The organism is Flavobacterium flevense, from assembly GCF_900142775.1.
Lineage (GTDB): Bacteria > Bacteroidota > Bacteroidia > Flavobacteriales > Flavobacteriaceae > Flavobacterium > Flavobacterium flevense.
Genome location: NZ_FRCC01000002.1, coordinates 370072 through 391119 on the forward strand (window position 1 = coordinate 370072; position 21048 = coordinate 391119).

The 21048-nt window shown below is 33.4% G+C and carries 20 protein-coding genes; 6 read left to right on the top strand and 14 right to left on the bottom strand.

Translation table 11 applies throughout. The features are described from left to right. Positions 1 to 2 precede the first annotated feature (2 nt). The 3 genes from BUB89_RS04790 to BUB89_RS04800 form a co-directional block, all read right to left on the bottom strand. A complete protein-coding gene (locus BUB89_RS04790; RefSeq protein ID WP_073242490.1) occupies positions 3 to 2786 on the bottom strand; it encodes an outer membrane beta-barrel protein in 2784 nt (927 codons plus the stop codon). A 229-nt stretch (positions 2787 to 3015) separates the two neighbouring features. Next, on the bottom strand, positions 3016 to 4035 hold the full coding sequence (locus tag BUB89_RS04795) for a glycosyltransferase family 9 protein (protein ID WP_073243013.1): 1020 nt from the start codon (positions 4033 to 4035) through the stop codon (positions 3016 to 3018). A 42-nt stretch (positions 4036 to 4077) separates the two neighbouring features. Further along, entirely contained in the window at positions 4078 to 4683 is a 606-nt protein-coding gene (locus tag BUB89_RS04800) for a DUF4254 domain-containing protein (protein WP_073242492.1), read from the bottom strand. Between the two features lie 99 nt (positions 4684 to 4782). Between BUB89_RS04800 and upp the strand changes: the two genes are divergently transcribed. Next, positions 4783 to 5436 (top strand): uracil phosphoribosyltransferase, encoded by a 654-nt coding sequence (gene upp / locus BUB89_RS04805; RefSeq protein WP_073242494.1) that lies wholly within the window; start codon positions 4783 to 4785, stop codon positions 5434 to 5436. Here upp and BUB89_RS04810 read toward each other — a convergent pair. Next, a complete protein-coding gene (locus BUB89_RS04810) occupies positions 5431 to 6360 on the bottom strand; it encodes a DUF6427 family protein (RefSeq protein WP_073242496.1) in 930 nt (309 codons plus the stop codon). The two genes, upp and BUB89_RS04810, sit on opposite strands and share 6 nt — an antisense overlap. A gap of 144 nt (positions 6361 to 6504) precedes the next feature. Between BUB89_RS04810 and BUB89_RS04815 the strand changes: the two genes are divergently transcribed. Then, the gene (locus BUB89_RS04815) at positions 6505 to 6735 is read left to right on the top strand and encodes a DUF6341 family protein (protein ID WP_073242497.1); all 231 of its coding nucleotides are present in this window, start codon (positions 6505 to 6507) and stop codon (positions 6733 to 6735) included. Positions 6736 to 6817: 82 nt separating this feature from the next. On the opposite strand, the gene purD is transcribed toward BUB89_RS04815, so the two are convergent. Further along, positions 6818 to 8092 carry a phosphoribosylamine--glycine ligase gene (gene purD, locus BUB89_RS04820; protein WP_073242498.1) on the bottom strand — a complete coding sequence of 425 codons (1275 nt, stop codon included), beginning with the start codon at positions 8090 to 8092 and terminating at the stop codon, positions 6818 to 6820. Positions 8093 to 8244: 152 nt separating this feature from the next. Here purD and BUB89_RS04825 point away from each other — a divergent pair, with 152 nt between their 5' ends. Together BUB89_RS04825 and BUB89_RS04830 are read left to right on the top strand one after the other, a co-directional pair. After that, complete coding sequence (locus BUB89_RS04825; RefSeq protein WP_073242501.1) at positions 8245 to 9567, top strand: phenylacetate--CoA ligase family protein; 1323 nt, start codon at positions 8245 to 8247, stop codon at positions 9565 to 9567. Between the two features lie 41 nt (positions 9568 to 9608). Next, the gene (locus tag BUB89_RS04830; RefSeq protein ID WP_073242503.1) at positions 9609 to 10133 is read left to right on the top strand and encodes an ORF6N domain-containing protein; all 525 of its coding nucleotides are present in this window, start codon (positions 9609 to 9611) and stop codon (positions 10131 to 10133) included. Here BUB89_RS04830 and BUB89_RS04835 read toward each other — a convergent pair. The 5 genes from BUB89_RS04835 to BUB89_RS04855 form a co-directional block, all read right to left on the bottom strand. Then, positions 10130 to 10900 carry a glycosyltransferase family 2 protein gene (locus BUB89_RS04835; protein ID WP_073242505.1) on the bottom strand — a complete coding sequence of 257 codons (771 nt, stop codon included), beginning with the start codon at positions 10898 to 10900 and terminating at the stop codon, positions 10130 to 10132. The genes BUB89_RS04830 and BUB89_RS04835 overlap by 4 nt on opposite strands. 114 nt (positions 10901 to 11014) lie before the next feature. Continuing rightward, positions 11015 to 11998, bottom strand: a complete 984-nt coding sequence (locus tag BUB89_RS04840; RefSeq protein ID WP_073242507.1) for a UDP-glucuronic acid decarboxylase family protein — start codon at positions 11996 to 11998, stop codon at positions 11015 to 11017. 6 nt (positions 11999 to 12004) lie between these two features. After that, positions 12005 to 13702 (bottom strand): DUF6909 family protein, encoded by a 1698-nt coding sequence (locus BUB89_RS04845; protein WP_073242509.1) that lies wholly within the window; start codon positions 13700 to 13702, stop codon positions 12005 to 12007. Beyond that, positions 13699 to 15225, bottom strand: a complete 1527-nt coding sequence (locus tag BUB89_RS04850) for a GH3 auxin-responsive promoter family protein (protein WP_073242511.1) — start codon at positions 15223 to 15225, stop codon at positions 13699 to 13701. Before BUB89_RS04850 ends, BUB89_RS04845 begins: the two co-directional genes overlap by 4 nt. A gap of 40 nt (positions 15226 to 15265) precedes the next feature. Further along, positions 15266 to 15649, bottom strand: coding sequence for a peptidase (locus BUB89_RS04855; RefSeq protein ID WP_373862907.1), 384 nt, complete (start codon positions 15647 to 15649; stop codon positions 15266 to 15268). A gap of 331 nt (positions 15650 to 15980) precedes the next feature. On the opposite strand from BUB89_RS04855, the gene BUB89_RS04860 reads away from it, so the two are divergent. After that, positions 15981 to 16157 (top strand): twin-arginine translocase TatA/TatE family subunit, encoded by a 177-nt coding sequence (locus BUB89_RS04860; protein ID WP_073242515.1) that lies wholly within the window; start codon positions 15981 to 15983, stop codon positions 16155 to 16157. Positions 16158 to 16301: 144 nt separating this feature from the next. Then, positions 16302 to 16907: a porin family protein gene (locus tag BUB89_RS04865; protein WP_073242517.1), complete on the top strand. Its 606-nt coding sequence runs from the start codon at positions 16302 to 16304 to the stop codon at positions 16905 to 16907. A 66-nt stretch (positions 16908 to 16973) separates the two neighbouring features. Here BUB89_RS04865 and BUB89_RS04870 read toward each other — a convergent pair whose 3' ends face one another. The 4 genes from BUB89_RS04870 to BUB89_RS04885 form a co-directional block, all read right to left on the bottom strand. After that, complete coding sequence (locus BUB89_RS04870) at positions 16974 to 17315, bottom strand: DUF5615 family PIN-like protein (RefSeq protein WP_073242519.1); 342 nt, start codon at positions 17313 to 17315, stop codon at positions 16974 to 16976. Next, the gene (locus tag BUB89_RS04875; protein WP_073242521.1) at positions 17312 to 17542 is read right to left on the bottom strand and encodes a DUF433 domain-containing protein; all 231 of its coding nucleotides are present in this window, start codon (positions 17540 to 17542) and stop codon (positions 17312 to 17314) included. The genes BUB89_RS04870 and BUB89_RS04875 overlap by 4 nt, the downstream gene beginning before the upstream one ends. Before the next feature lie 91 nt (positions 17543 to 17633). Next, complete coding sequence (locus BUB89_RS04880; RefSeq protein WP_073242523.1) at positions 17634 to 19757, bottom strand: Tex family protein; 2124 nt, start codon at positions 19755 to 19757, stop codon at positions 17634 to 17636. 7 nt (positions 19758 to 19764) lie between these two features. Further along, on the bottom strand, positions 19765 to 20889 hold the full coding sequence (locus BUB89_RS04885) for a Fic family protein (protein ID WP_073242525.1): 1125 nt from the start codon (positions 20887 to 20889) through the stop codon (positions 19765 to 19767). Between the last annotated feature and the right edge of the window lie 159 nt (positions 20890 to 21048).

The window sequence follows — 21048 nt, forward strand, 5'->3', positions numbered from 1 at the left end:
TTTTATTTATTTTTTGTTCCGCCACCATTTTTAAAATTCCAGGTAAAACCTATCATAGCATATCGTTTTAATCTGTCGTTTTGTTCCTGACTAATCGTATTTTCATATACATTTCTTTGTATACCAATATTTTGATTTAAAATATCACGCATCATAAAATAAGCGGTAAACTCATCATTTTTAAAGGTGCGTTGCAATCTTGCATTCCACAATTGATTGGTTAAATTGTCTTGAAAATCGACTGTTTTTTGTCGGGTATTCAGGTTATAATCAGTAGATACTTTCCAATTTTTAGCAAAATAAACTCCTATGTCTAAATTTAAGTTATTCGTGTTAAAGGATTTAACTTCGTCATTTTGAGAAGTACTGCTTCTGTTAAATGAGAAGCGGTTACTTAAACTAATATCGTATTGCTTTTGCTTGGATTTATTTAAATAAACCGAAAGTCCTGTGTTTAAATTCTTAGCACTACCCATTTTATCATTAATGCTAAGTACTGATTTATTATAGCCAAATGAAGGACTAAAATCAGCTCTCATATCTAATTTCTTTATTTTAAATCCATATCCCAAATAAAAATTTCCTGAAAAATTTCCATTCGTATTTATGGGTTTGGAAACTGTTTTAGCCGTTTCCGGGTCAATTACTCTACTATAGATAATGGCATTACTTGTGGTGCTGAAATTTAATCCCTGATAAATTTGCGTTTCCGTCAGCATATCATAACTGCCCTGATTGATGTTAATATTATTAGTAAAAGATTGCTTCAAATCCGGATTTCCCACCGTTTGATTAAAAAAGTCCTGATTGTTTCTCAACGGTTGTAATTGGTCCAGTGTAGGCTGTCTGGTTGATCCCTGATAATTGACCCTTAAACTGCTGTTGCTTTTATACCTGTAAGAGAAATTTGCCGAAGGAAAAAAGTTAGTATAACTACGCTTGTATTGTTTATCCATCGTTTTATCTAACAAATCAAAAGAAGTAAATCCAAAACCACTTCCAATACTATAATTAATTTTTTTAGCATTGTAACTCAGTTTTAAATTGGGTCTGTGTGTAATTAACGTTTGTTCAAACTCATTGGACAAGGAAGACACTAATTGGTCATATTTCCCTGTGTCTTCTGAATAATCATAAGTGAAATAGTTGTTTTTGCCTTTGTCATAAGCAATTTGGTAAGCAAACTGAAGTGATATTTGTTTAGCAATAGGTTCAGAATAACTAAAACTGGCGGAAAAATTCTGACTGGTTCTGTCGCCTATTTTATTTTGATCAATATCGTCTTTTGTTGCAAGAACACCCTCTACATAACTTTCGTTAGACGATTTTAAAAAATTATCCGAAGTGGTATTCAACATACTCCAACTGCTATTTACCGAAAAAGTACGTCGCGCTTTCGCAAATTTATGTTTGAATAAAAAACCGGCTGACAAGGCAGATTTATCGGAATTAGTGGTAAAGGAACGCTGTTGTTTGTTTTTTACTATTCCGTCATTTCCTGTTGTGATTCCATCGGTAAATTCATCACTGTCTGTATTATAAAAATTAGTTCTGGCTGAGAATTTTATGGAATTCACCGAATCTAATTTCACATCATAAACCGCATTAAGTTTAAAATTACTCCTGTCAACATTCGTTACCGTAGAGCGGTTTTCATTTAATTGGGTATCTCCTACCTGCGTTTGGGAAATTCTGCTACTGTTATTGGTGTAAATCTGATTATTGAATTTGGGAGAAACATTCAGGTTTTGTTTATCATTCCACTTGTTAGTGTACTGCAATCCTGCATTGGTATTTTTGATGAATCCATTTTGAGTATTGATACGTGGTTCTCCATCATTGTTATCACCTACCCATTCATAGCTTACATTTCCATCATCATCCATATTCATACTGATGTTGTTGTCACGGGCTCCAAATTTCTCGCTGTCTTCCCAGCCTAGTCCGTCCTGACCGGTATTTCCATTTAATAAAAAGGCAGATAATTTCCTTTTTCCTTTAAAACTGCTAAACATTAAATTAGTATTGTATCTGGAATCAGCATCCGTAAAGGGCTGATTAGCTCCGTCTATTTTACCAAAATATCCCTTCTTCTTATCTTCTTTTAATTTCAGATTAATTGTTTTTTGGGTTTTTCCATCGTCAATTCCTGTAAATTCGGCCAGTTCACTTTTCTTATCAAATACCTGAACTTCTTTTACGGCATCGGCTCTTAAGTTTTTTACCGCCATACCAGGATCGTCGCCAAAAAATTCTTCACCATCTACCAATACTTTTTGTACCGTTTCTCCCATGGCTTTTATGGCTCCGTTTTTATCTACCTGAATTCCGGGAAGCTTTTTAAGTAATTCTTCCACATTTGCATTAGCATCTACTTTAAAATCACTGGCTCGGTAACTGGTCGTATCGCCTTTAATTCTTATGGAACCTGTTTTAATAATTACTTCTCTTAAAAGCTCTATTTTGCTCATCAAAGGGATAGTTCCTAACTTTTTGTCATTTTGATCCATCGTAATTCCATCCACATAATCGGCATATTGATTGTGGGAAGTCATCAGAATGTATTCTCCTTCTTTTACATTTTTGAGATTGAATTTACCGTCCTTACCAGAACGGGTAAATTGGTACAAAATAGAATCTATAGGGGTTAACAAAGCTACAACTGAATTGTAAACTGGTGTTTTTTCATTACCATCAATTATAACACCTGAAATAGTCGCTTTTTGGGAAAAGACTGAAAATGAAAATAAAAAGAAAATGGTAACTAGTCCTATAGTTTTTTTCATAAATAGCTATGTTTTAAATATTAAACATTTAAGATTTAAAGCTACTTTATGAAAAGTTTCTCTATTTCTCCATTATAACTTCTGACTTACAAGATCAGGTTACGGTGAGCCAAAGTAGTATTTTTAATACTAATACTTTAAAGGCGGTTTGTTAAATAATTTATAAAATTATTCTTTCATTAAAAAACTCAGGAAACATGAGGGTTTGTAAGAATGTAACTTAATTCACTTAGTTACAATTATTTAAAATTTCCACAATGGAGTCTGGTGGAATGGTTCTCATAGCCTCTTCATAACCTGCTACTTTTTTGTTTCCATAAACCGAAGTGGGTAATAAAGGAAACATTTCTCTATTAGAAACAAAGGCGTTTTCGATAGCTTGATTAAAAGGTGAAAAACCAGCAAAAGGATGGGTTGCTCCCCAAAGTGTAATCACTTTTACACCTAACATGGCTGCAATATGTGCATTTCCGGAATCCATAGAAAGCATCACATCCAGATTACTAATGAGCTGTAATTCCTGCTGAAACCGGATTTTTCCCGCCATATTAATGACGTTTTCATAAGGTTTTGAAATAGCATCTAAGAGGGCAATTTCTTTCTCACCACCACCAAAAAGCAAAATTTTATTTTCCTTCCCGAAACTTCGGGATTCTGCCAATTGTGCTATAACTTCCTGCATTAAATCCAAAGGATAGACTTTAGAATCATATTGAGCAAAAGGAGCAATTCCGATTAATTTTTGGTGATTTTCTCCAATTATTGCTAGAATATCAGGACTCAAGACTGCTTTTTCAGGAAATGTCGGATTGGATAAATCTACCGGGAAACCTAATTTTTCAAAGACTTTTACGTGCCTTTCAAACATGGTAGGCAGTTGTTTAAAAATTTTATTTTCTGCCCGCGTTAATGCTTTTTTAGCTTTTCTTCCTTTGTCAACGGCTGCCGTTTTTTTTCCGCTTAAAGCAAAAAGTATTCTGACTACTTTAGAACGAAGTACATTATGCAAATCGGCAAATGCGTCAATTTTTAATTTTTTTAGATCATTAAACAATCGCAGCAAACCTAAAAATCCTTTATGACGTTCTTTTTCGTCGAAAGCAAAAAAAGAAAGATTTGGAATTCCATCAAAAAAAGGCTTGAAAAACGGTCGGGAAATGACCGTTATCTGAATGTTGGGATACTGTTTTACAAAAGCGCGTAAAACAGGAACCGTCATGGCGACATCTCCCATTGCGGAAAGTCTCATGACGGCGATATGTTTAATTTTTGGAGGCAACTGAATGTTCAATTATTTCTTCCCCTGATACAAAACAGGATTCAATTCATCGTCGTTGTACATTTTCATTTGCTTGTACACTTTCATGAATTTATCTCCGTTTTCAATATCAGTTATTAAGTCATCAATGGCGGTAGACAAATCGGTTCTTTGTTCTAATAAAATGTTTAATTTTTCCTGACATTTATCTCTGTGTTCCTGCGAAGCCTCTGCACGGGTAGCTTCTTCGGTCATGTGGTAAATTTTCAATGCTAAAATAGACAATCTGTCAAATGCCCATGCTGGACTTTCAGAGTTGATTTTTGCATCGTCTTTTACAACTACTTTGCTGTATTTTTGCAGAAAATAACTATCAATATATTCCACCATATCGGTGCGTTCCTGATTAGAAGCATCAATTCTTCTTTTTAATGTCAAAGCTGCAACCGGATCAATTTGCGGGTCACGAATAATGTCTTCAAAATGCCATTGCACTGTATCAATCCAATTCTTTAAATACAATAAATGTTCAAACTGTTCCTTTGGGTAAGGATTATTTATTGGTTGATCCACATTATCAAATTGATGATAATCTTTTATACTTTGTTCAAAAACGGAATAAGCTAATTTTGAAAACATATTTATCTTTTTATTTAGACAAAGATACTTTTTATACTTTTATAAAAAAATTACATTTCGACTTTCTGTTTTCTCATCCATAACCCATAATTCTTCTCTATGCAAATTCATTATTTATCAGAAAAAAACAGCGTTTTAAATCACTTTTTAGCAGAAATAAGAGATGTAAACAGGCATAAGGATGCTATGAGATTTCGACGAAATATTGAACGCATTGGCGAAATAATGTCCTATGAACTAAGTCAGGAATTAAAATATGAATCCATCGAAATTCAAACGCCGCTGGGGATTAAAAACACCACTAAAATTGCTGATAAAATTGTCCTCTGCTCTATTCTAAGAGCCGGTTTAGCGATGCATCTGGGTTTTCTAAATTATTTTGATCAGGCCGAAAACGGGTTCATATCGGCTTACAGACACCATCCTGATAATGATGATAATTTTGAAATAAGAGTCGAATATCAGGCTATAGCTGATATTAATGATAAGTGCTTATTAGTAGTAGATCCTATGCTTGCTACTGGTCAGTCTATAGTTGCGGTGTACAACAGATTAATGGAACGTGGCCATCCTGAAACCATACATATCGCAGTAATAATTGCCGCTCCGGAAGGTATTGCTTATCTGGAAAAACATTTGCCTGAAAATTGTCATTTATGGATAGGCGCTTTAGACAAAAAACTCAATGAACAAAGTTATATAGTTCCCGGTCTGGGAGATGCAGGTGATTTAGCTTACGGAATCAAATTATAACTGAGAGAAAAAAGCAAATAAACTACATAAAATCAATATTCCCAGAGCCAGTTCCTGATTTAATTTAAGTTGCGGCATTTCAATATGGCAAGTAGTCATTATTGCTAAAGGGGCAATTGTAAAAATTAATACATCATTACTTTTATTAGCCGAAATTATAAAAATCACTATTCCGATAAAAAAAGCAATTATCATTTTCCTGAACGAAGCATGCAACAACTGGGATCTCGAAGACAATGTCATTAGCATCGAAATAACAAAAAACAACGCTACAGTAGCATAAATTGAAAGTGCCGCATTTTGATAATTATTAGTAAAATAATCAATACTAAAATCAGTTTCAATCCCACTGGTGATATATCCTATTGCATCTCCATCAAATAATAAAGAATACAATGCAAAAATGATAGCTGCTGCAAAAAAAGCAATAAAAGGTAAAAGCCAGTTTCTATAATCGCCGGCAACATGCGAAATAATAGAAATAAATACTAAAATGAGATACAAAATACTCCAAAAATGGAACAAAGCAGCTACAAGAACCCATAAAGAAGCATCAAATATTTTCTCTTTGGATGATTTTTGAGATTGTAAAGAAATCAGTCTGCGAATCGCTAATAAAATAAAAAAATTAGCAAAAACAAGATTGATATTTTCAAAAAGAGAAGGGAAAAAAATCAGATATAAAAGAAAGAATAAAATGCTGTAAGCACTGTCTTTACTGAGATTGTTTCTTTTTGCTACAAAATTAGTAATCAACGCCGAACCTAAAATAACCAATCCAATCGCTATTGTTTTTAAAACCAAAATCGTCGAATGTGACCAAGCTAAATCCTGAATTTGATAAACAAAATCAAAAAACAATATCAAAAATACTACTAAAGAAAAATTTAATGGTGTAGATTTTTTAAAAACACTTGTAATCATAAGGATATTTTATACTTTTGTGACTGTAAATATAATACTTGTTTAAAAAGGAAACGAGATATAGTAAAATTTTATTAGTCTAATAAAATTTTAAATTATTTACCCATTTTATCACAACGCTTAATAAAATTTAAATTCTATATCATGAAAGCATTTTTCGAAGGAATACAATCACTTTTTGTAGATTTTCTTTTCAAACCATTAGATTGGTTACGTTCATTAGAACTGGTAAGCTGGTTTGGTGCTAATACAATAAACTGGATTTTTATGATTATTTGTACTGCAGCAATTGTTTACTGGATTAAACAATTACGTATTTTTGACGATGCAGGAACTGAAAATCAGGATACTACTGCACATTCATTCTTGAAATAAGAATAGAATAAAAGAATTATAAAAAAACCGAATTGCACTTTAAAAATGCAATTCGGTTTTTTTATGCTTAAAACTTCGGTTTTTAAACCAAATCAAAACCAATATCTTTTCTGAAATTTATTTTTTCAAACGATATTTTCTCCACATTCTGATACGATTGTGCTAATGCTTCCTGGAAAGAATCACCATAAGAAGTAATTGCCATCACACGTCCGCCGTTAGTTACCACATTTCCGTTATCTAATTTAGTTCCTGCGTGAAAAACAATGGAGTTTTCTACCTTTTCTAAACCGGAAATTACTTTCCCTTTTTCAAAATCCTCAGGATAACCACCAGAAACAAGCATTACCGTTGTAGCACTTCTTGGATCTATTTTTAATTCAAATTCGTCCAGTTTTTCATTGGCTACAGCCAGGAATAACTCCACTAAATCCGATTCCAGTCTTGGAACCACCACTTCTGTTTCAGGATCGCCCATTCGAACATTGTATTCAATTACAATCGGTTCATTTTTTACATTGATTAAACCAATGAAAACAAATCCTTTATACGGAATTCCATCTTTCTGGAAACCTTCAATCGTAGGTTTTACAATGCGAGTTTCAATTTTTTCCATCAACACAGCATCTACATAAGGAACCGGAGAAACCGCTCCCATTCCGCCTGTATTCAAGCCTGTGTCGCCTTCACCAATACGTTTGTAATCCTTAGCTGTTGGTAAAATTTTATAGCTTTTTCCGTCTGTTAAAACAAAACAGCTCAATTCAATTCCGTCCAAGAACTCTTCGATAACCACTTTTGAACTCGCAGCACCAAATTTTTGTCCTACTAACATGTTTCTTAATTCTTCTTTGGCTTCCGCCAAATCATGAATAATCAAAACTCCTTTTCCGGCTGCTAATCCGTCTGCTTTCAATACGTAAGGTGGTTGCAAAGTCGCTAAGAAATCGCATCCTTTCTCCACCGTTTCTGCTGTAAAACTATCATAAGCAGCTGTTGGGATTTTATGTTTTACCAGAAATTCTTTGGCAAACTCTTTACTTCCCTCTAATGTAGCTCCTAATTTAGAGGGTCCAATTACAGGAATGTTTTTTAAACTTTCATCATTCAAAAAGAAATCATAAATACCTTTTACCAATGGATCTTCAGGACCTACCACAACCATTTCAATATTTTCCTTGATAACCAAAGCTTTTATTGCTTCAAAATCGGTTACCGCTATATTTACATTTGTTGCTATAGCATCAGTTCCAGCATTTCCAGGTGCCATAAAAAGGGTATCACAAAGTGGACTTTGAACCATTTTCCATGCAAATGCATGTTCTCTTCCGCCTGAACCCAATAGTAATATATTCATGTCTTTAAATTTTAGTTGCAAAAACTCCTTTTTAGAGTGCTGCAAAAATAATTGCTTTTGAACGTAAAAAATAATTATTTCTTAAAAAGTTACAGATTCGCCACCTTTAGTTTTACTTATTAATATTATTTTTGAGGAAATAAACCCTTTTCATGTTTTCTATTTTTGACCTTTCGCTGCAATTAAACGGTTTTCCAATCCGGAAAGCCAAATCTGATTTGGACAAAATAGTCGCTCTTTCACCGTCTGAAAAAAAGCAATTTATTGAAAAGCAGAAACAGTCTATTGTTGAATTTCATTTAGAAAACAATGCTTTTTATCAAAAATTAGTTGGTTCTAAAGAGTATAAAAACTGGGAAGATTTACCTGTTTTAAGCAAAAGCAATCTTCAAAGTCCTTTAGAAACCAGGCTTTCAAAAGGTTTTACAACCAAAAACTGTTACCTCAATAAAACTTCAGGTTCGAGCGGTATCCCTTTTATTTTTGCCAAAGACAAATACACTCATGCACTAACCTGGGCGTCTAATATGTATCGCTTTGGTTTACATGGAATTGATTTTAATCGTTCCTTGCAAGCCCGGTTTTATGGGATTCCGCTGGATTTTGTGGGTTATAAAAAAGAACGCATTAAGGATTTTCTGGGACACCGCTATCGTTTTCCTGTTTTTGATCTTTCGGATGCTGTTTTAGAAAAAATGCTAAAAAAATTCGAAACAATTCCATTTGAATACCTCAACGGTTACACCAGTTCGATTGTGTTATTTGCTAAATTTTTGCGAAAGCGAAACCTCATCTTGGCAACTATTTGTCCTACTTTGAAAGTATGTATGGTGACTTCCGAAATGCTTTTTGAAGAGGATAGAAAATTATTAGAAACGCAATTTGGAATCCCAATTATCAATGAATACGGCGCTTCGGAACTGGATTTGATTGCTTTCGAATCCCAAAACGTCGGAACCGAAGTAGAGTGGCTAGTCAATTCAGAAACTCTTTTTGTCGAAATTTTAGATGAAAATAATAATTCTGTCCCAAATGGAACTAAAGGTAAAATTGTGATTACTTCGCTGTTCAATAAAGCAAATCCTTTTATCAGATATGAAATTGGCGATATTGGAATTTTGGATGAAAAAAGTACTTTAGAAAAACCCATTTTAAAACAACTTATTGGACGAACTAATGATGTTGCGATACTCCCCAGTGGTAAAAAATCCCCAGGATTGACATTTTATTATGTAACCAAATCTATTATTGAAGACGATGGAAACGTCAAAGAATTTGTTATCAAACAAACCAAAATAGATCGTTTTGAGATTGAATATGTAAGCGAAACGGAATTAAATTTGGCACAAATTCAAAAAATAGAACAAGCAATTGCTTTGTATTTAGAACCCCATTTACATTTTACATTTATTAGAAAAAATACTTTAGAAAGAACGGCAAGAGGAAAATTAAAACAGTTTACATCGTTTTTATAATGTAAATAAAATCGTATATTGGTGTTCTAAATCATAAAGCGATGGATTCCAAACTTATTCTTTCGGAAGAAACTATTTCTAATACCATTTATTACATTAGAAATCAAAAAGTAATGCTGGATCGGGATTTGGCTGTACTTTATGGAATCGAGACTAGAGTTTTGAAACAAGCCGTAAGAAGAAATATTACACGGTTTCCTGAAGATTTTATGTTTGAATTATCTAAAGAAGAGTTTCAAAACTTGACATCACAAATTGTGACATCAAGTTGGGGCGGAACAAGAAAATTACCTTTTGTTTTCACAGAACACGGTATTCTCATGCTTTCCAGCGTTTTAAATAGTGAAAAAGCAATTCAGACCAACATTCAAATTATGCGAATTTTTACCAAAGTACGCCAAATGCTTCTCGATACCACCGAAATGAAATTAGATATTGTCCAAATTCAGAAAAAGTTAGAAAATCAAGGTAAAAATATTGAATTGGTTTTCTCTTATTTAGATGAATTAACCGAGAAAAAAGAGGAACAAAAACCAAGGACAAAGATTGGATATAAAAATAATTAAACTGATTTTGAATAAAGCGGTTTTATAACTAATTGAGTAAACAAAAACCCAGTCATGCATAACAAAGAAACTACTAAGTTATAGCCGTGAAATTGCCTGTAAACTGCAAAATTATATCGGATTAAAGCGGTTTTAGAAGTAGATAAGGAATTATCCCGTATGCGGTAAAAAGCCAAACTTTCGGGAACTGGTTTTGCTTTTTTTATTTTCTTTAAAATGGTTAACCAGTGCATCCAGTCCTGTCTTTTTCGAATGCTGGAAATAGTGATTTTACCAAAAAATTCCACATCATAAACTCCCGTCAAATTACCCACATAATTGCAAAAAAACAGTTGCCGATATGATAAATTTCGTGGTGCTTTTACTCTTCTGTTTAATGAATTTCCCTGCTCATCAATGCAATCATAGAATGAAAAAGTAAATGGTAAATCATTCATTTGCATGAAAAGGATTTGTTTTTCCAATTTCTCTGGTTTCCACAAATCATCGGCGTCAAGAAAAGCAATATATTTTCCTTTGGCTTTCGCCAAAGCAGTATTTCTGGCTACACCCGTTCCGGAATTCCTTTCTAAAACTTGCAATTGAATGCGAACATCCATTTCCCTGATTTTTGAAATCAAGGCCACCGTTCCATCTGTTGAAACATCATCCACTACAATTATTTCCCAATTTTCGTACGTTTGCTGCTGTACAGAAGCAATCGTTTCAGCAATAAACTGAGCAGAATTGAACGTTGGAATTAGAATAGATACGAGTGGTTTTGTCATGTTGTAAAGCAATATAAACTTTCTAAAACATTTATAAAGTAATGCTTATCATTTTAACCACAGATTAAAAAATCCGTTTAATCTGTTTAATCTGTGGGCTAATTTTTTACTGCTCTACTTAATATAATCGGTAAAATCCTTATGTTCCTCTTTAGAAAGCTCTTCCGGAGACAAGGATTTAAAATATTCATAAGTAATTTTCATTCCTTCGGCACGATCCACTTTAGCTTCCCAACCTAAAATTTCTTTGGCTTTAGTGGTATCCGGTTGGCGTTGTAACGGATCGTTTATTGGCAATGGATGATATACCACTTTTTGATTGGTTCCGGTTAATTTGATGATTTCTTCGGCAAAATCTTTAATGGTAATTTCGTCCGGATTACCAATGTTTACGGGATATACATAATCAGAATGCAGCAATCTGAAAATCCCCTCTACCTGATCATCCACGTAGCAAAAAGAACGCGTTTGCATTCCATCTCCAAAAATGGTTAAATCCTCACCACGCAAAGCCTGACCTATAAATGCCGGAATTACACGTCCGTCATTGAGGCGCATTCTTGGCCCATAAGTATTAAAAATTCTAACAATTCTGGTTTCTACACCATGAAAAGTATGGTAAGCCATGGTTATGGATTCCTGGAAACGCTTCGCTTCGTCATAAACGCCTCTTGGCCCTATTGTATTTACGTTTCCGTAATATTCCTCTGTTTGCGGATGAACTAATGGATCTCCATAAACTTCAGAAGTAGAAGCTATCAAAATTCTGGCATTTTTTACTCTGGCTAATCCTAATAAATTATGTGTTCCAAGTGAACCCACTTTAAGAGTCTGAATTGGGATTTTTAGATAATCTATGGGGCTTGCCGGTGAAGCAAAATGCAAAATATAATCTAACTGGCCCGGAACATGAACAAACTTAGTAATATCGTGATGATAAAATTCAAAATTTTCCAACTTGAACAAATGTTCTATATTTTTTAAATCTCCGGTTATGAGATTGTCCATACCTATAACAAAATAACCTTCTTTGATAAAGCGATCGCATAAATGGGAGCCTAAAAATCCCGCTGCACCTGTAATCAATATTCTTTTCATAACTATCTATTTATCAAATGTTTTGTAATTTGTATTTAAAATTTGTTCTAGTATTTTAATGGTAATTAAATAAGTAGGCTTTACTCCGGTAGTTCCTAGACCTCCCGAAGCCAGTGTGCTTCCTGTTTCCAGCGGGTTATCCGAAGCGTAATAAGCATAACGCACTTTTACATCTTTTGGGATACTTTTTCTGATTTTAGAAGCCGATTGTATGGCTTTTTGATAATGCGAGCCTTCCATTTCCAATCCAATAACGCCCCAGGTAGACTCATGGAAAAACTTTAATAATTCTCTGTTTTGGAGCGAAGTTCCTAAAACGGTAACCATTGAACCCGAAAAAACAGCAATATTATTGCCCTGAAACATTTCAGGAGTTAATTCATTTTCAAAGTAATAATTATCAGCTGTACCTTCGTTAATATGAGCATTAGGGATCATAATATCTCCTTTTCTTCCTTCCAGAATTCCTGCTTTTCCCATAATAGAAACCGACTGAACATTCAGGAAAGTATTTTTTTTGTACGGTTTTAACAGCTCATCCACCGTTTCATAAGCCTGTTCGCCAAAAGCATAATCCATTACAATCAACACTGGTTTTTGTTCGCCAAAAGCGACTTCCGAAAAGGAAGTTACTGACCAGTCAATCTTAGCGGTATCAAAAATCTGAACATCAATATTTGTTCCTACGCTTTCAGGTAAAAAAATCATTCCGTTTTGAAAAGCAACCTCTTTTACAGTATTCCTGATTTCATTTGCCGAAGATTTACTTAATTCTTCAAAAACATCAAAATCTAACTTGTCTTTAAAGGTGTTTTTTAATGCATTTTTAGCAAAAATAGAATTCATTACCGAATGCATATTGGCACTAATAATGTGAATAGGACGGTCTAAAAGCTGATTTATCTTTAAAACTTCCTTGATATTTGTAGCCCAGATTTCGCCATGAATATGATGCCCTAAACGCTCTCTGAGAATGGGACTAAAAGTAATAGTACGTTTTGTACTGCTTACTACTTCTTCCATGGCTAGTTTTCCTAACCAAAAAATAATGTGTAAAAAACGATCCGGAGCTTCTTCTGAACCAAAATCATCATAAATATCTAACACATCTTCAAAAGTTCTTGCTAAGATGTTTGCCGCATGCGAAATAGCAATTTCTTTTTCGACCAGCGTTAATGGTTCTTTTTTTAAGACTGCCTGCTCTAATTTTACCCAGTCGCGTGAAACTTCGCCTCCTTCATCAATCAATACCCTGTTTTTTATCTTATGCGATTCAATAAATATAAACGTAAGATGCGTCAGAATATCATAAATATCCGAACGTCCACGGGTTATTTCAACATTCATCTGTTCGGCATCTATTCGATAACAGTTGCGTCTCCTTTTTGGGGGAACTATAGCTTCAAAATGTGATTTAGAATAGCCCTCATCTGAAGTCAGATTAATAAAACGACATTCTTCAATACCTAACGGCAATCGTTCAATAACGTACAAAAGTCCTTTTAATTCTACTTTTTCATCAGCAATATTTCCATATATTTCAGGACGTAAAGTCATCAATGCTTCTCGCAAAGTATCTCCCGAAATGCCCATTGGTTTGTAAAACCCTCTATTAAATAAATGACGCATGGTAATGTACATTTTTTCAATAGCCGCCGATGATTCCTGAGCTCTTGTTCTCGATATGTTTTTACCTTCTTTCATAGATTTTTAGATAAAAATTCAGCAATTTTCCTGTCATTGGAAAGTCTTGGAATCTTATTTTGACCCCCAAGTTTTCCTATGGATTTCATATATTCCCGGAAACCATTTTCAGGTACTTTAGTAATGACTACTTTTTGCAAAATATTGCCCGAAATCAAATCGTCATAATAAATATTTTGCTTACGCATGGCGTTGTCTATCGCTTCCGCAAAAGCGCCTATATCTTCCGGTTCTCCCGAAGCTTCGGAATCAAATTCAATAAACCATTCATGATATGGCAAACCCTTTTCAGGATTGATTTGTGGCGCCACGGTAAACTCATTTACTCGAATAGTTGTTCCTGCAACAGCTTCCTGCAACGCACTTTCTACTTCTTTGCCAATAACGTGTTCGCCAAAAGCAGAAATATAATGTTTGATTCGTCCCGAAACAATTACTCTGTACGGTTTTAGACTGGTAAACTGAACGGTATCGCCAATATTATAGCCCCAAAGTCCAGCATTAGTAGAAATAATCATCACATAATTTACGCCTAATTCAACTTCTCCAATGGTATAACGTTTCGGTCCCGTCCCGAAACTTTGGGATTCGGGAGCTGTATAAAATTCATCTGCCTTTATGAATTCGTAGAAAATTCCAGAGTTTAACAACAGCAACATTCCTTTCTCTTTTTGAGAATCCTGATACGCAAAAAACCCTTCTGAAGCAGGAAACAATTCGATGCTGTCAACTTTTCGACCAATAAGATTTTCAAACTTGGCTCTGTACGGTTCATAATTAACGCCACCGTAAATGAACAAATTGAAGTTTTTGAAAATATCACCTACCGGCTTCCCTGCTTTTTGATGCAAACGCTCAAAATACATTTGAACCCAGGATGGAATTCCCGAAATCACCGTCATGTTTTCTGAGTAGGTTTCTTCGACAATTGCATCAATTTTAGTTTCCCAATCTTCGATACAATTGATTTCCCAGGAAGGCATTCGGTTTTTTTGTAAATATTTCGGAACAAAATGCGCGACAATTCCTGAAAGTCGTCCAAATTGAATTCCGTGTTTTTTTTCTAAAATGGGACTTCCCTGCAGGAAAATCATTTTGCCATCTACAAAATCAGCATTTCCTGTTTCATGAATATAATGCAAAATGGCATTTCGGGCTGCTTCAATATGATACGGCATCGACTCCTTAGTCAACGGAATATATTTAGCCCCGGAAGTGGTTCCTGATGTTTTAGCAAAGTACAACGGTTTGCCTTTCCACAATACATTTTCCTCCCCTTTTACTACCTTTTCTACATAGCATTTTAAATCTTCATAATCCCGAACAGGAACTTGATTAGCAAAATCTTCGGTAGTTTTTATCCGGTCAAAATGGTGGTCTTTACCAAATTGGGTTTGTTGTGCCTCTTTGATTAAACTTTCAAAAACGGCTTGTTGGGTAGCTACAGGATTACGTGCCCAAAGTTGTGTTTTTTTATAAATATTTTTAGCAAATAGTTTTGCCGCTATTGATTTTATTGACATTTCGTTTTGCTGATTATTATTTCTGAAGAAAAAATTAGATTTATTTCTTCTTTTTCACAGCGGTTTGCTGTGCTTTTTTCTGTTCTTTCTCCACTTCTGCTCTCAATTCTAATTCTTCTTCGGAAGCAGATAAATCTATTTTCTGAATGGTATCGGTAGATGCTGCTAATATCGAATCTTTATTAAATTTAGCATAATCTAATTTACCTGTTAACACTTTTTGTATGGATGAAATATACGCCTGATTTTGCTTTAATAAATTAGTTATAGAATCTGATTTTAAAGCCAGCTCAGTAGCATCTTTTTTTAATTTAGTAGAAGAATAACCCGGAATAAATTCACGCAATGGTGTAAAAGCAATGATAAAAGTAGTGACTGCAATTAAAAAAATTGCACCCAGTGAAGCTACTACAAAGACATTCATAAGAGTCAGTTTTAAAGAAAAAGTTTCTTCAAAAGTATCCTCATTCAATATAACCAATCGGTTTTTTGTGAACAGTTTTTTGTGAAGTTTCTTTCTTTTTAATCTTTTCCCTGACATGATTTTTCTTTATTTCACAAATATAATAATTAATGTCAATCAATGCACGGAGTTGATATTAGCTTATCATTATAAATTATTGAAAAAAAATTAAATAATTTTTAACGTGATATAAATTAAATAATTGACAGAAATTGAATCCTCATTAAGTTATTCTAATTATCTTTGTAGCCAGTTTTTAATACAAATTTGCTTCGGCATAAATTATTCAATCATGGGAAGATTTGGAGTTACAGAAATCCTGGTTATTTTAGCAGTTGTTTTATTACTTTTTGGAGGTAAAAAAATTCCGGAATTAATGAAAGGTTTGGGTAGTGGAATTAAGGAATTCAAAAACGCCGCTAAAGACGAACAACAGCCAGCTGATAAAAAAGAAGACGAAACGAAATAAGAAATTTATTTTTTTATTAAAAATCCCAAAATCCATTAGTACATAATTGGATTTTGGGATTTTTTGTTTTTTTGAATTAAATACTATTTTTTTATAAGTTTTTACTTAATACATTTACGCGATAAATAGTAAACTTATATAAAAATGAAGAAAACACTACTCACATTAGTTACGCTGATAACTATTGGATTAACTAATGCACAAGTAAAAGAAAAAGGAGTAATTGAAATTACACCTAAAATTGGAATTTCTAGCTTTTCAGAATTCAATGAAGATGACAATACTAATTCTAATTCTGGTGTAGAATTAGGAGCAACTGTTGATTATTACTTTAACGACAGATGGAGTTTGCGTTCGGGATTAATTGCTAATAAAATGGGTGGAAAATATGATTTTGAAGGTGAATCTTTTGAAGATAAATTAAATTACGTCACTATTCCTATTAATGCAAACTGGCACTTTGGGAGCACTAGAAAATGGAATTTAAATTTCGGCTTAAGCCCTTCTTTTCTATCAAGTGCCAAGGTTAAGGTAAATGGATACACAGAAAATCTACCTGATGATATTGTTGAATCTTTTCAACTGGGATTAACATTTGGTATTGGTTATAAAATTGAAGTTACCGAAAGATTTGGAATTCTAATTGATGCTCAGTTATTTAGTGGTTTAACTAATATTAATAAAGCCTCTAGTGAAAAAATCTTAAATAGTGGAAATAGCTTTAACGTAGGTGGCGTATTTCAACTATAATTAAATCTCAATAAAAAATCCAAAATCTAATTATAATGGATTTTGGATTTTTTTGAATTTTATAAACTAATTAGAATAAATTTCGAAAATATCGTTTTCATCAGAATCAATAAATTCCGTTATTTTATCTTTATTTTCTATAATTAAATCAACTAATTTTTTAGTGTCTAAATTATACGTTTTGAGATAAATCAGCTTAGGCGGAGCTTTTTTTAAAAGTACTATTTTCTCAAAATCATCATCTTTACTCAGGATTGTAAATCCGTTTTTCTTTGCATAATTCCAAATAGAAATGTCATTTGCGGGTTGAATTATTTTCAATTCTGAAGCGTGAACAACTTCTGTAAAATAAGGTGTGAGCTTCTTTATCATTCGCCAGGATAAATTTTCGTCTAATAATAACTTCACGATGCAAAAGCAATTTTAGTTATATTATCTCTATATGCTGCAAATGAAAGTGTTGCTATAATTTTTTCTTTATCTAAAGTTGGAAAATCTTCTATAATTTCCTCTATAGACATTCCAGATGCTAAATAAGACAACACATCAGAAACCGTGATTCTTGTACCAGAAATACAAGGTTTACCACTTCTAATTTCTGGATTTATGCTGATATATTTTTGCCAATTTTCCATAATAGATTATTTAGTAATCAAATTTAATCAATTTTTTCCATTTTTAGTCATCTAACAATTGTTCGGACTATTAATGCCTTTGAACTGAATTCTAAAGCACCATCGTCAACTGAATACGCTTTCTATCCTCGTCTACTTCCGTCACTTTTACCTGTACTTGCTGGTGTAACTTCACTACTTCGTTAACATCGCTTACAAAGCCTGCTTTAAGCTGTGAAATGTGTACCAAACCACTTTCTTTGATTCCTAAATCAACAAAACAGCCAAAATTGGTAATGTTATTAACAATTCCGTTTAAAATCATGCCCGTTTTCAAGTCTTTTATTGTTTTTACATTAGGGTCAAATTCGAATATTTTAGCCGCTTTTCTTGGATCTAATCCTGGTTTTTCTAATTCTTTGATAATATCCTTAACACCTAAAATTCCAATGGTTTCATTCGTATAATTTTCGGGTTTTATCAAGGCTGTTTTTTCCTTATTGGCAATCAAATCAGTCACTTTTAGCTTTAAATCTTTGGCCATTTTTTCCACAATAGGATACGCTTCGGGATGCACTGCCGAATTATCTAATGGATTCTTTCCTTCTTTTATTCGAATAAAAGCCACACCTTGCTGATAGGCTTTTTCGCCTAAACGAGGCACTTTTTTCAATTGTTTTCTATCTTCAAAAGGGCCGTTTTCAGAACGATAATTCACAATGTTTTCGGCTAGCTTCTCTCCTATTCCGCTCACATAACTCAACAAATGTTTACTCGCCGTATTGATATTGATCCCAACCGAATTCACACAACGAATTACAGTGGAATCCAGTTCTTCTTTCAACTTATTTTGATCCACATCATGCTGATACTGGCCTACGCCAATGGCTTTCGGGTCAATTTTAACCAATTCGGCCAATGGATCACTCAATCTGCGACCGATAGAAACCGAACCACGAACCGTCACATCATAATTGGGAAATTCTTCCCTGGCAATTTTAGATGCGGAATACACCGAAGCTCCAGCCTCAGAAACCACAAAAACCTGTACTTCTCTGTCAAAAGCAATTTTTTTGATGAAAAATTCTGTTTCACGAGAAGCCGTTCCGTTTCCAATAGAAATGGCATCAATGTTATAGGCATTTACCATGGAACGGATTTTTTTCATTGCCATAGCCGATTCATTTTGAGGAGCATGCGGATAAATGGTTTCGTTGTATAACAAATCGCCTTTTTCATCCAGGCAAACTACTTTACAACCACTTCTAAAACCGGGATCAATGGCTAGAATTCGTTTTTCTCCTAAAGGCGGAGCCAATAATAACTGCCCTAAATTATTAGCAAAAACCTGAATCGAATTCGCATCTGCTTTGGCTTTGGCTTCCTGCAAAGTTTCGTTAGAAATTGCGGGTTGTAATAATCGTTTATAGGAATCTTCAATAGCTAATTGCACATGTGGCGTAGTTGTATTTTGCCCTTTTAAAACCAATTCGTCTATAATATCATAAGCTTCGTCTACATCCACTTCGACTTTAAACTTGATAAATCCTTCGTTTTCGGCACGAAGCATCGCCAGCAATCGGTGAGAAGGTGCTTTAGAAATGGGTTCTGACCAATCAAAATATTGATTGAATTTTTGAGCTCCCTCCTCCTCTTTTTTGCTTTTAACGACTTTAGTTGTAATCGTAGCTTTTCGTTGGTACAATCGTCGTAATTGTTTTCTAACAAAAATATTTTCGTTAATCCACTCCGCAATAATGTCTCTTGCACCTTGCAAAGCGGCGTCTTCATTTATAACATTTTCATTCAAATATTTTGTAGCCAGGAAATCAACATCCTCTTTTCCTTGCGCCATGATGATTTTAGCCAATGGTTCTAATCCATTTTCACGAGCCACATCGGCCTTTGTTTTTTTCTTCTTTTTGAATGGCAGATAAATATCCTCCAATTCTTGCGTATCAAAGCTTTGTTCTATTTTTTTCTCTAATTCCGGAGTTAATTGTTTTTGCTCTTCAATCGATTTTAGAATCGCTTCTTTACGTTTTACAATTACTTCGTATTCTTTTTGGAGTTTGGCAATTTGCTCAATTTGAACTTCATCCAGATTTCCTGTAGTGTCTTTTCGATAACGGGAAATAAAAGGAATGGTGCAATCTTCTTGTAAAAGTTCAACTGTTTTTTGAATGTTTATAGCTGCTGTTGAAACAGACTTGGCGATGAATTGTATATTGGTCATTAAAATATTAATTAAATAATTGTATGTAATTGTGAAATACGTAAACTTTGCCTCTTTTGCCTCCTGTAATTTCTTTTAAAATTTCCATTACCATCAGTTCTTCTAAAATTTTATAGGCTGTTGCTTGCGAAACCCCTGTGATTTCAACTACTTTAAATGCATTAATAGTTGGTTTTTGATATAAAAACTCCATTATACTTAACAAATGGTGGCTTCTGTTTCCGGTAATTTTAATTTTATCTTCTATTTCTTTCTTTAATTTTAAAATAGCATCAAAGGTCTCTATTCCATTTTTAGCAGTTTCAATAATCCCTACTAAAAAAAATTTAAACCATTGTTTTAAATCATTTTTAGTTCTCACATTCATCAAATTATCATAGTAAAATTGCCTGTTCCTTTCAAAAAAATCGGATAAATATAAAACGGGTTTCTTAAGAATAGTTTTGTCAACTAAATAAAGTGTTATTAACAGTCTCCCTACTCTTCCGTTACCATCTAAAAAAGGGTGAATAGTTTCAAATTGATAGTGAATTAAGGCAATTTTTAATAAATCCGGGAAATAAAATTCTTCATTATGAGCAAATTTTTCTAAATCACTCATCAATTCTGCTAATGAATTATGTACTGGCGGAATAAAAGTAGCATCATTAATAGAGGCGCCTCCTATCCAGTTTTGACTTGTTCTAAATTCTCCAGGCTGCTTATTTTGACCTCTAACTCCTTGTAGTAAAACTCGATGTGTTTCTTTTATTAATCGAGTAGAAAAAGGCAAAGTGTCAAGCTGTTTAATAGCAGTATCCATTGCTTCTATATAATTTTGAACTTCTTCCCAATCCTCTCTTTTATCTAAAACAATATCCTCTTTGTCTAATAATGCTTCTTCAATATTGGTTTGTGTTCCTTCTATTTTACTGCTTTGAGTAGCTTCTTTCAAAACGTGCATACTTATGAATAAATCAATATTTGGAATATATTCAGAATACATATCCAATCTACCCAGTTGTCTGTCAGCTTTTGAAAGTAATTGTTGAATTTCCATATCATCAAGTAGCCAATGCTTATTTATCAAAGTGGGTTGAAAACTTTTGTAATAGCCTTGATTTTCAAAATTACCTGATTTATAGTTTTTCATTTCTCTAAATTTTTAAAACAAATATAGTTCTTATTTTAATTTATATAGTTTTTTTAAATTAAGAACCAGTTTTAATTTAAAAAAATCACTTTATTTAAATTAAGAGCCTTTATTAATTAAATTTTTAATGTTTTTTAAAATACTATACGACTGAAATTT

Coding starts and splice junctions, on each gene's coding strand:
- BUB89_RS04865 (WP_073242517.1), top strand. CDS start 16,302: ATGAAGAAAACACTACTCACATTAGTTACGCTGATAACTATTGGATTA.
- BUB89_RS04810 (WP_073242496.1), bottom strand. CDS start 6,360: ATGATTACAAGTGTTTTTAAAAAATCTACACCATTAAATTTTTCTTTA.
- BUB89_RS04815 (WP_073242497.1), top strand. CDS start 6,505: ATGAAAGCATTTTTCGAAGGAATACAATCACTTTTTGTAGATTTTCTT.
- BUB89_RS04800 (WP_073242492.1), bottom strand. CDS start 4,683: ATGTTTTCAAAATTAGCTTATTCCGTTTTTGAACAAAGTATAAAAGAT.
- BUB89_RS04790 (WP_073242490.1), bottom strand. CDS start 2,786: ATGAAAAAAACTATAGGACTAGTTACCATTTTCTTTTTATTTTCATTT.
- BUB89_RS04795 (WP_073243013.1), bottom strand. CDS start 4,035: ATGAGACTTTCCGCAATGGGAGATGTCGCCATGACGGTTCCTGTTTTA.
- BUB89_RS04830 (WP_073242503.1), top strand. CDS start 9,609: ATGGATTCCAAACTTATTCTTTCGGAAGAAACTATTTCTAATACCATT.
- BUB89_RS04875 (WP_073242521.1), bottom strand. CDS start 17,542: ATGGAAAATTGGCAAAAATATATCAGCATAAATCCAGAAATTAGAAGT.
- BUB89_RS04885 (WP_073242525.1), bottom strand. CDS start 20,889: ATGAAAAACTATAAATCAGGTAATTTTGAAAATCAAGGCTATTACAAA.
- BUB89_RS04845 (WP_073242509.1), bottom strand. CDS start 13,702: ATGAAAGAAGGTAAAAACATATCGAGAACAAGAGCTCAGGAATCATCG.
- BUB89_RS04860 (WP_073242515.1), top strand. CDS start 15,981: ATGGGAAGATTTGGAGTTACAGAAATCCTGGTTATTTTAGCAGTTGTT.
- BUB89_RS04850 (WP_073242511.1), bottom strand. CDS start 15,225: ATGTCAATAAAATCAATAGCGGCAAAACTATTTGCTAAAAATATTTAT.
- upp (WP_073242494.1), top strand. CDS start 4,783: ATGCAAATTCATTATTTATCAGAAAAAAACAGCGTTTTAAATCACTTT.
- BUB89_RS04825 (WP_073242501.1), top strand. CDS start 8,245: ATGTTTTCTATTTTTGACCTTTCGCTGCAATTAAACGGTTTTCCAATC.
- BUB89_RS04840 (WP_073242507.1), bottom strand. CDS start 11,998: ATGAAAAGAATATTGATTACAGGTGCAGCGGGATTTTTAGGCTCCCAT.
- purD (WP_073242498.1), bottom strand. CDS start 8,092: ATGAATATATTACTATTGGGTTCAGGCGGAAGAGAACATGCATTTGCA.
- BUB89_RS04880 (WP_073242523.1), bottom strand. CDS start 19,757: ATGACCAATATACAATTCATCGCCAAGTCTGTTTCAACAGCAGCTATA.
- BUB89_RS04855 (WP_373862907.1), bottom strand. CDS start 15,649: ATGAATGTCTTTGTAGTAGCTTCACTGGGTGCAATTTTTTTAATTGCA.
- BUB89_RS04835 (WP_073242505.1), bottom strand. CDS start 10,900: ATGACAAAACCACTCGTATCTATTCTAATTCCAACGTTCAATTCTGCT.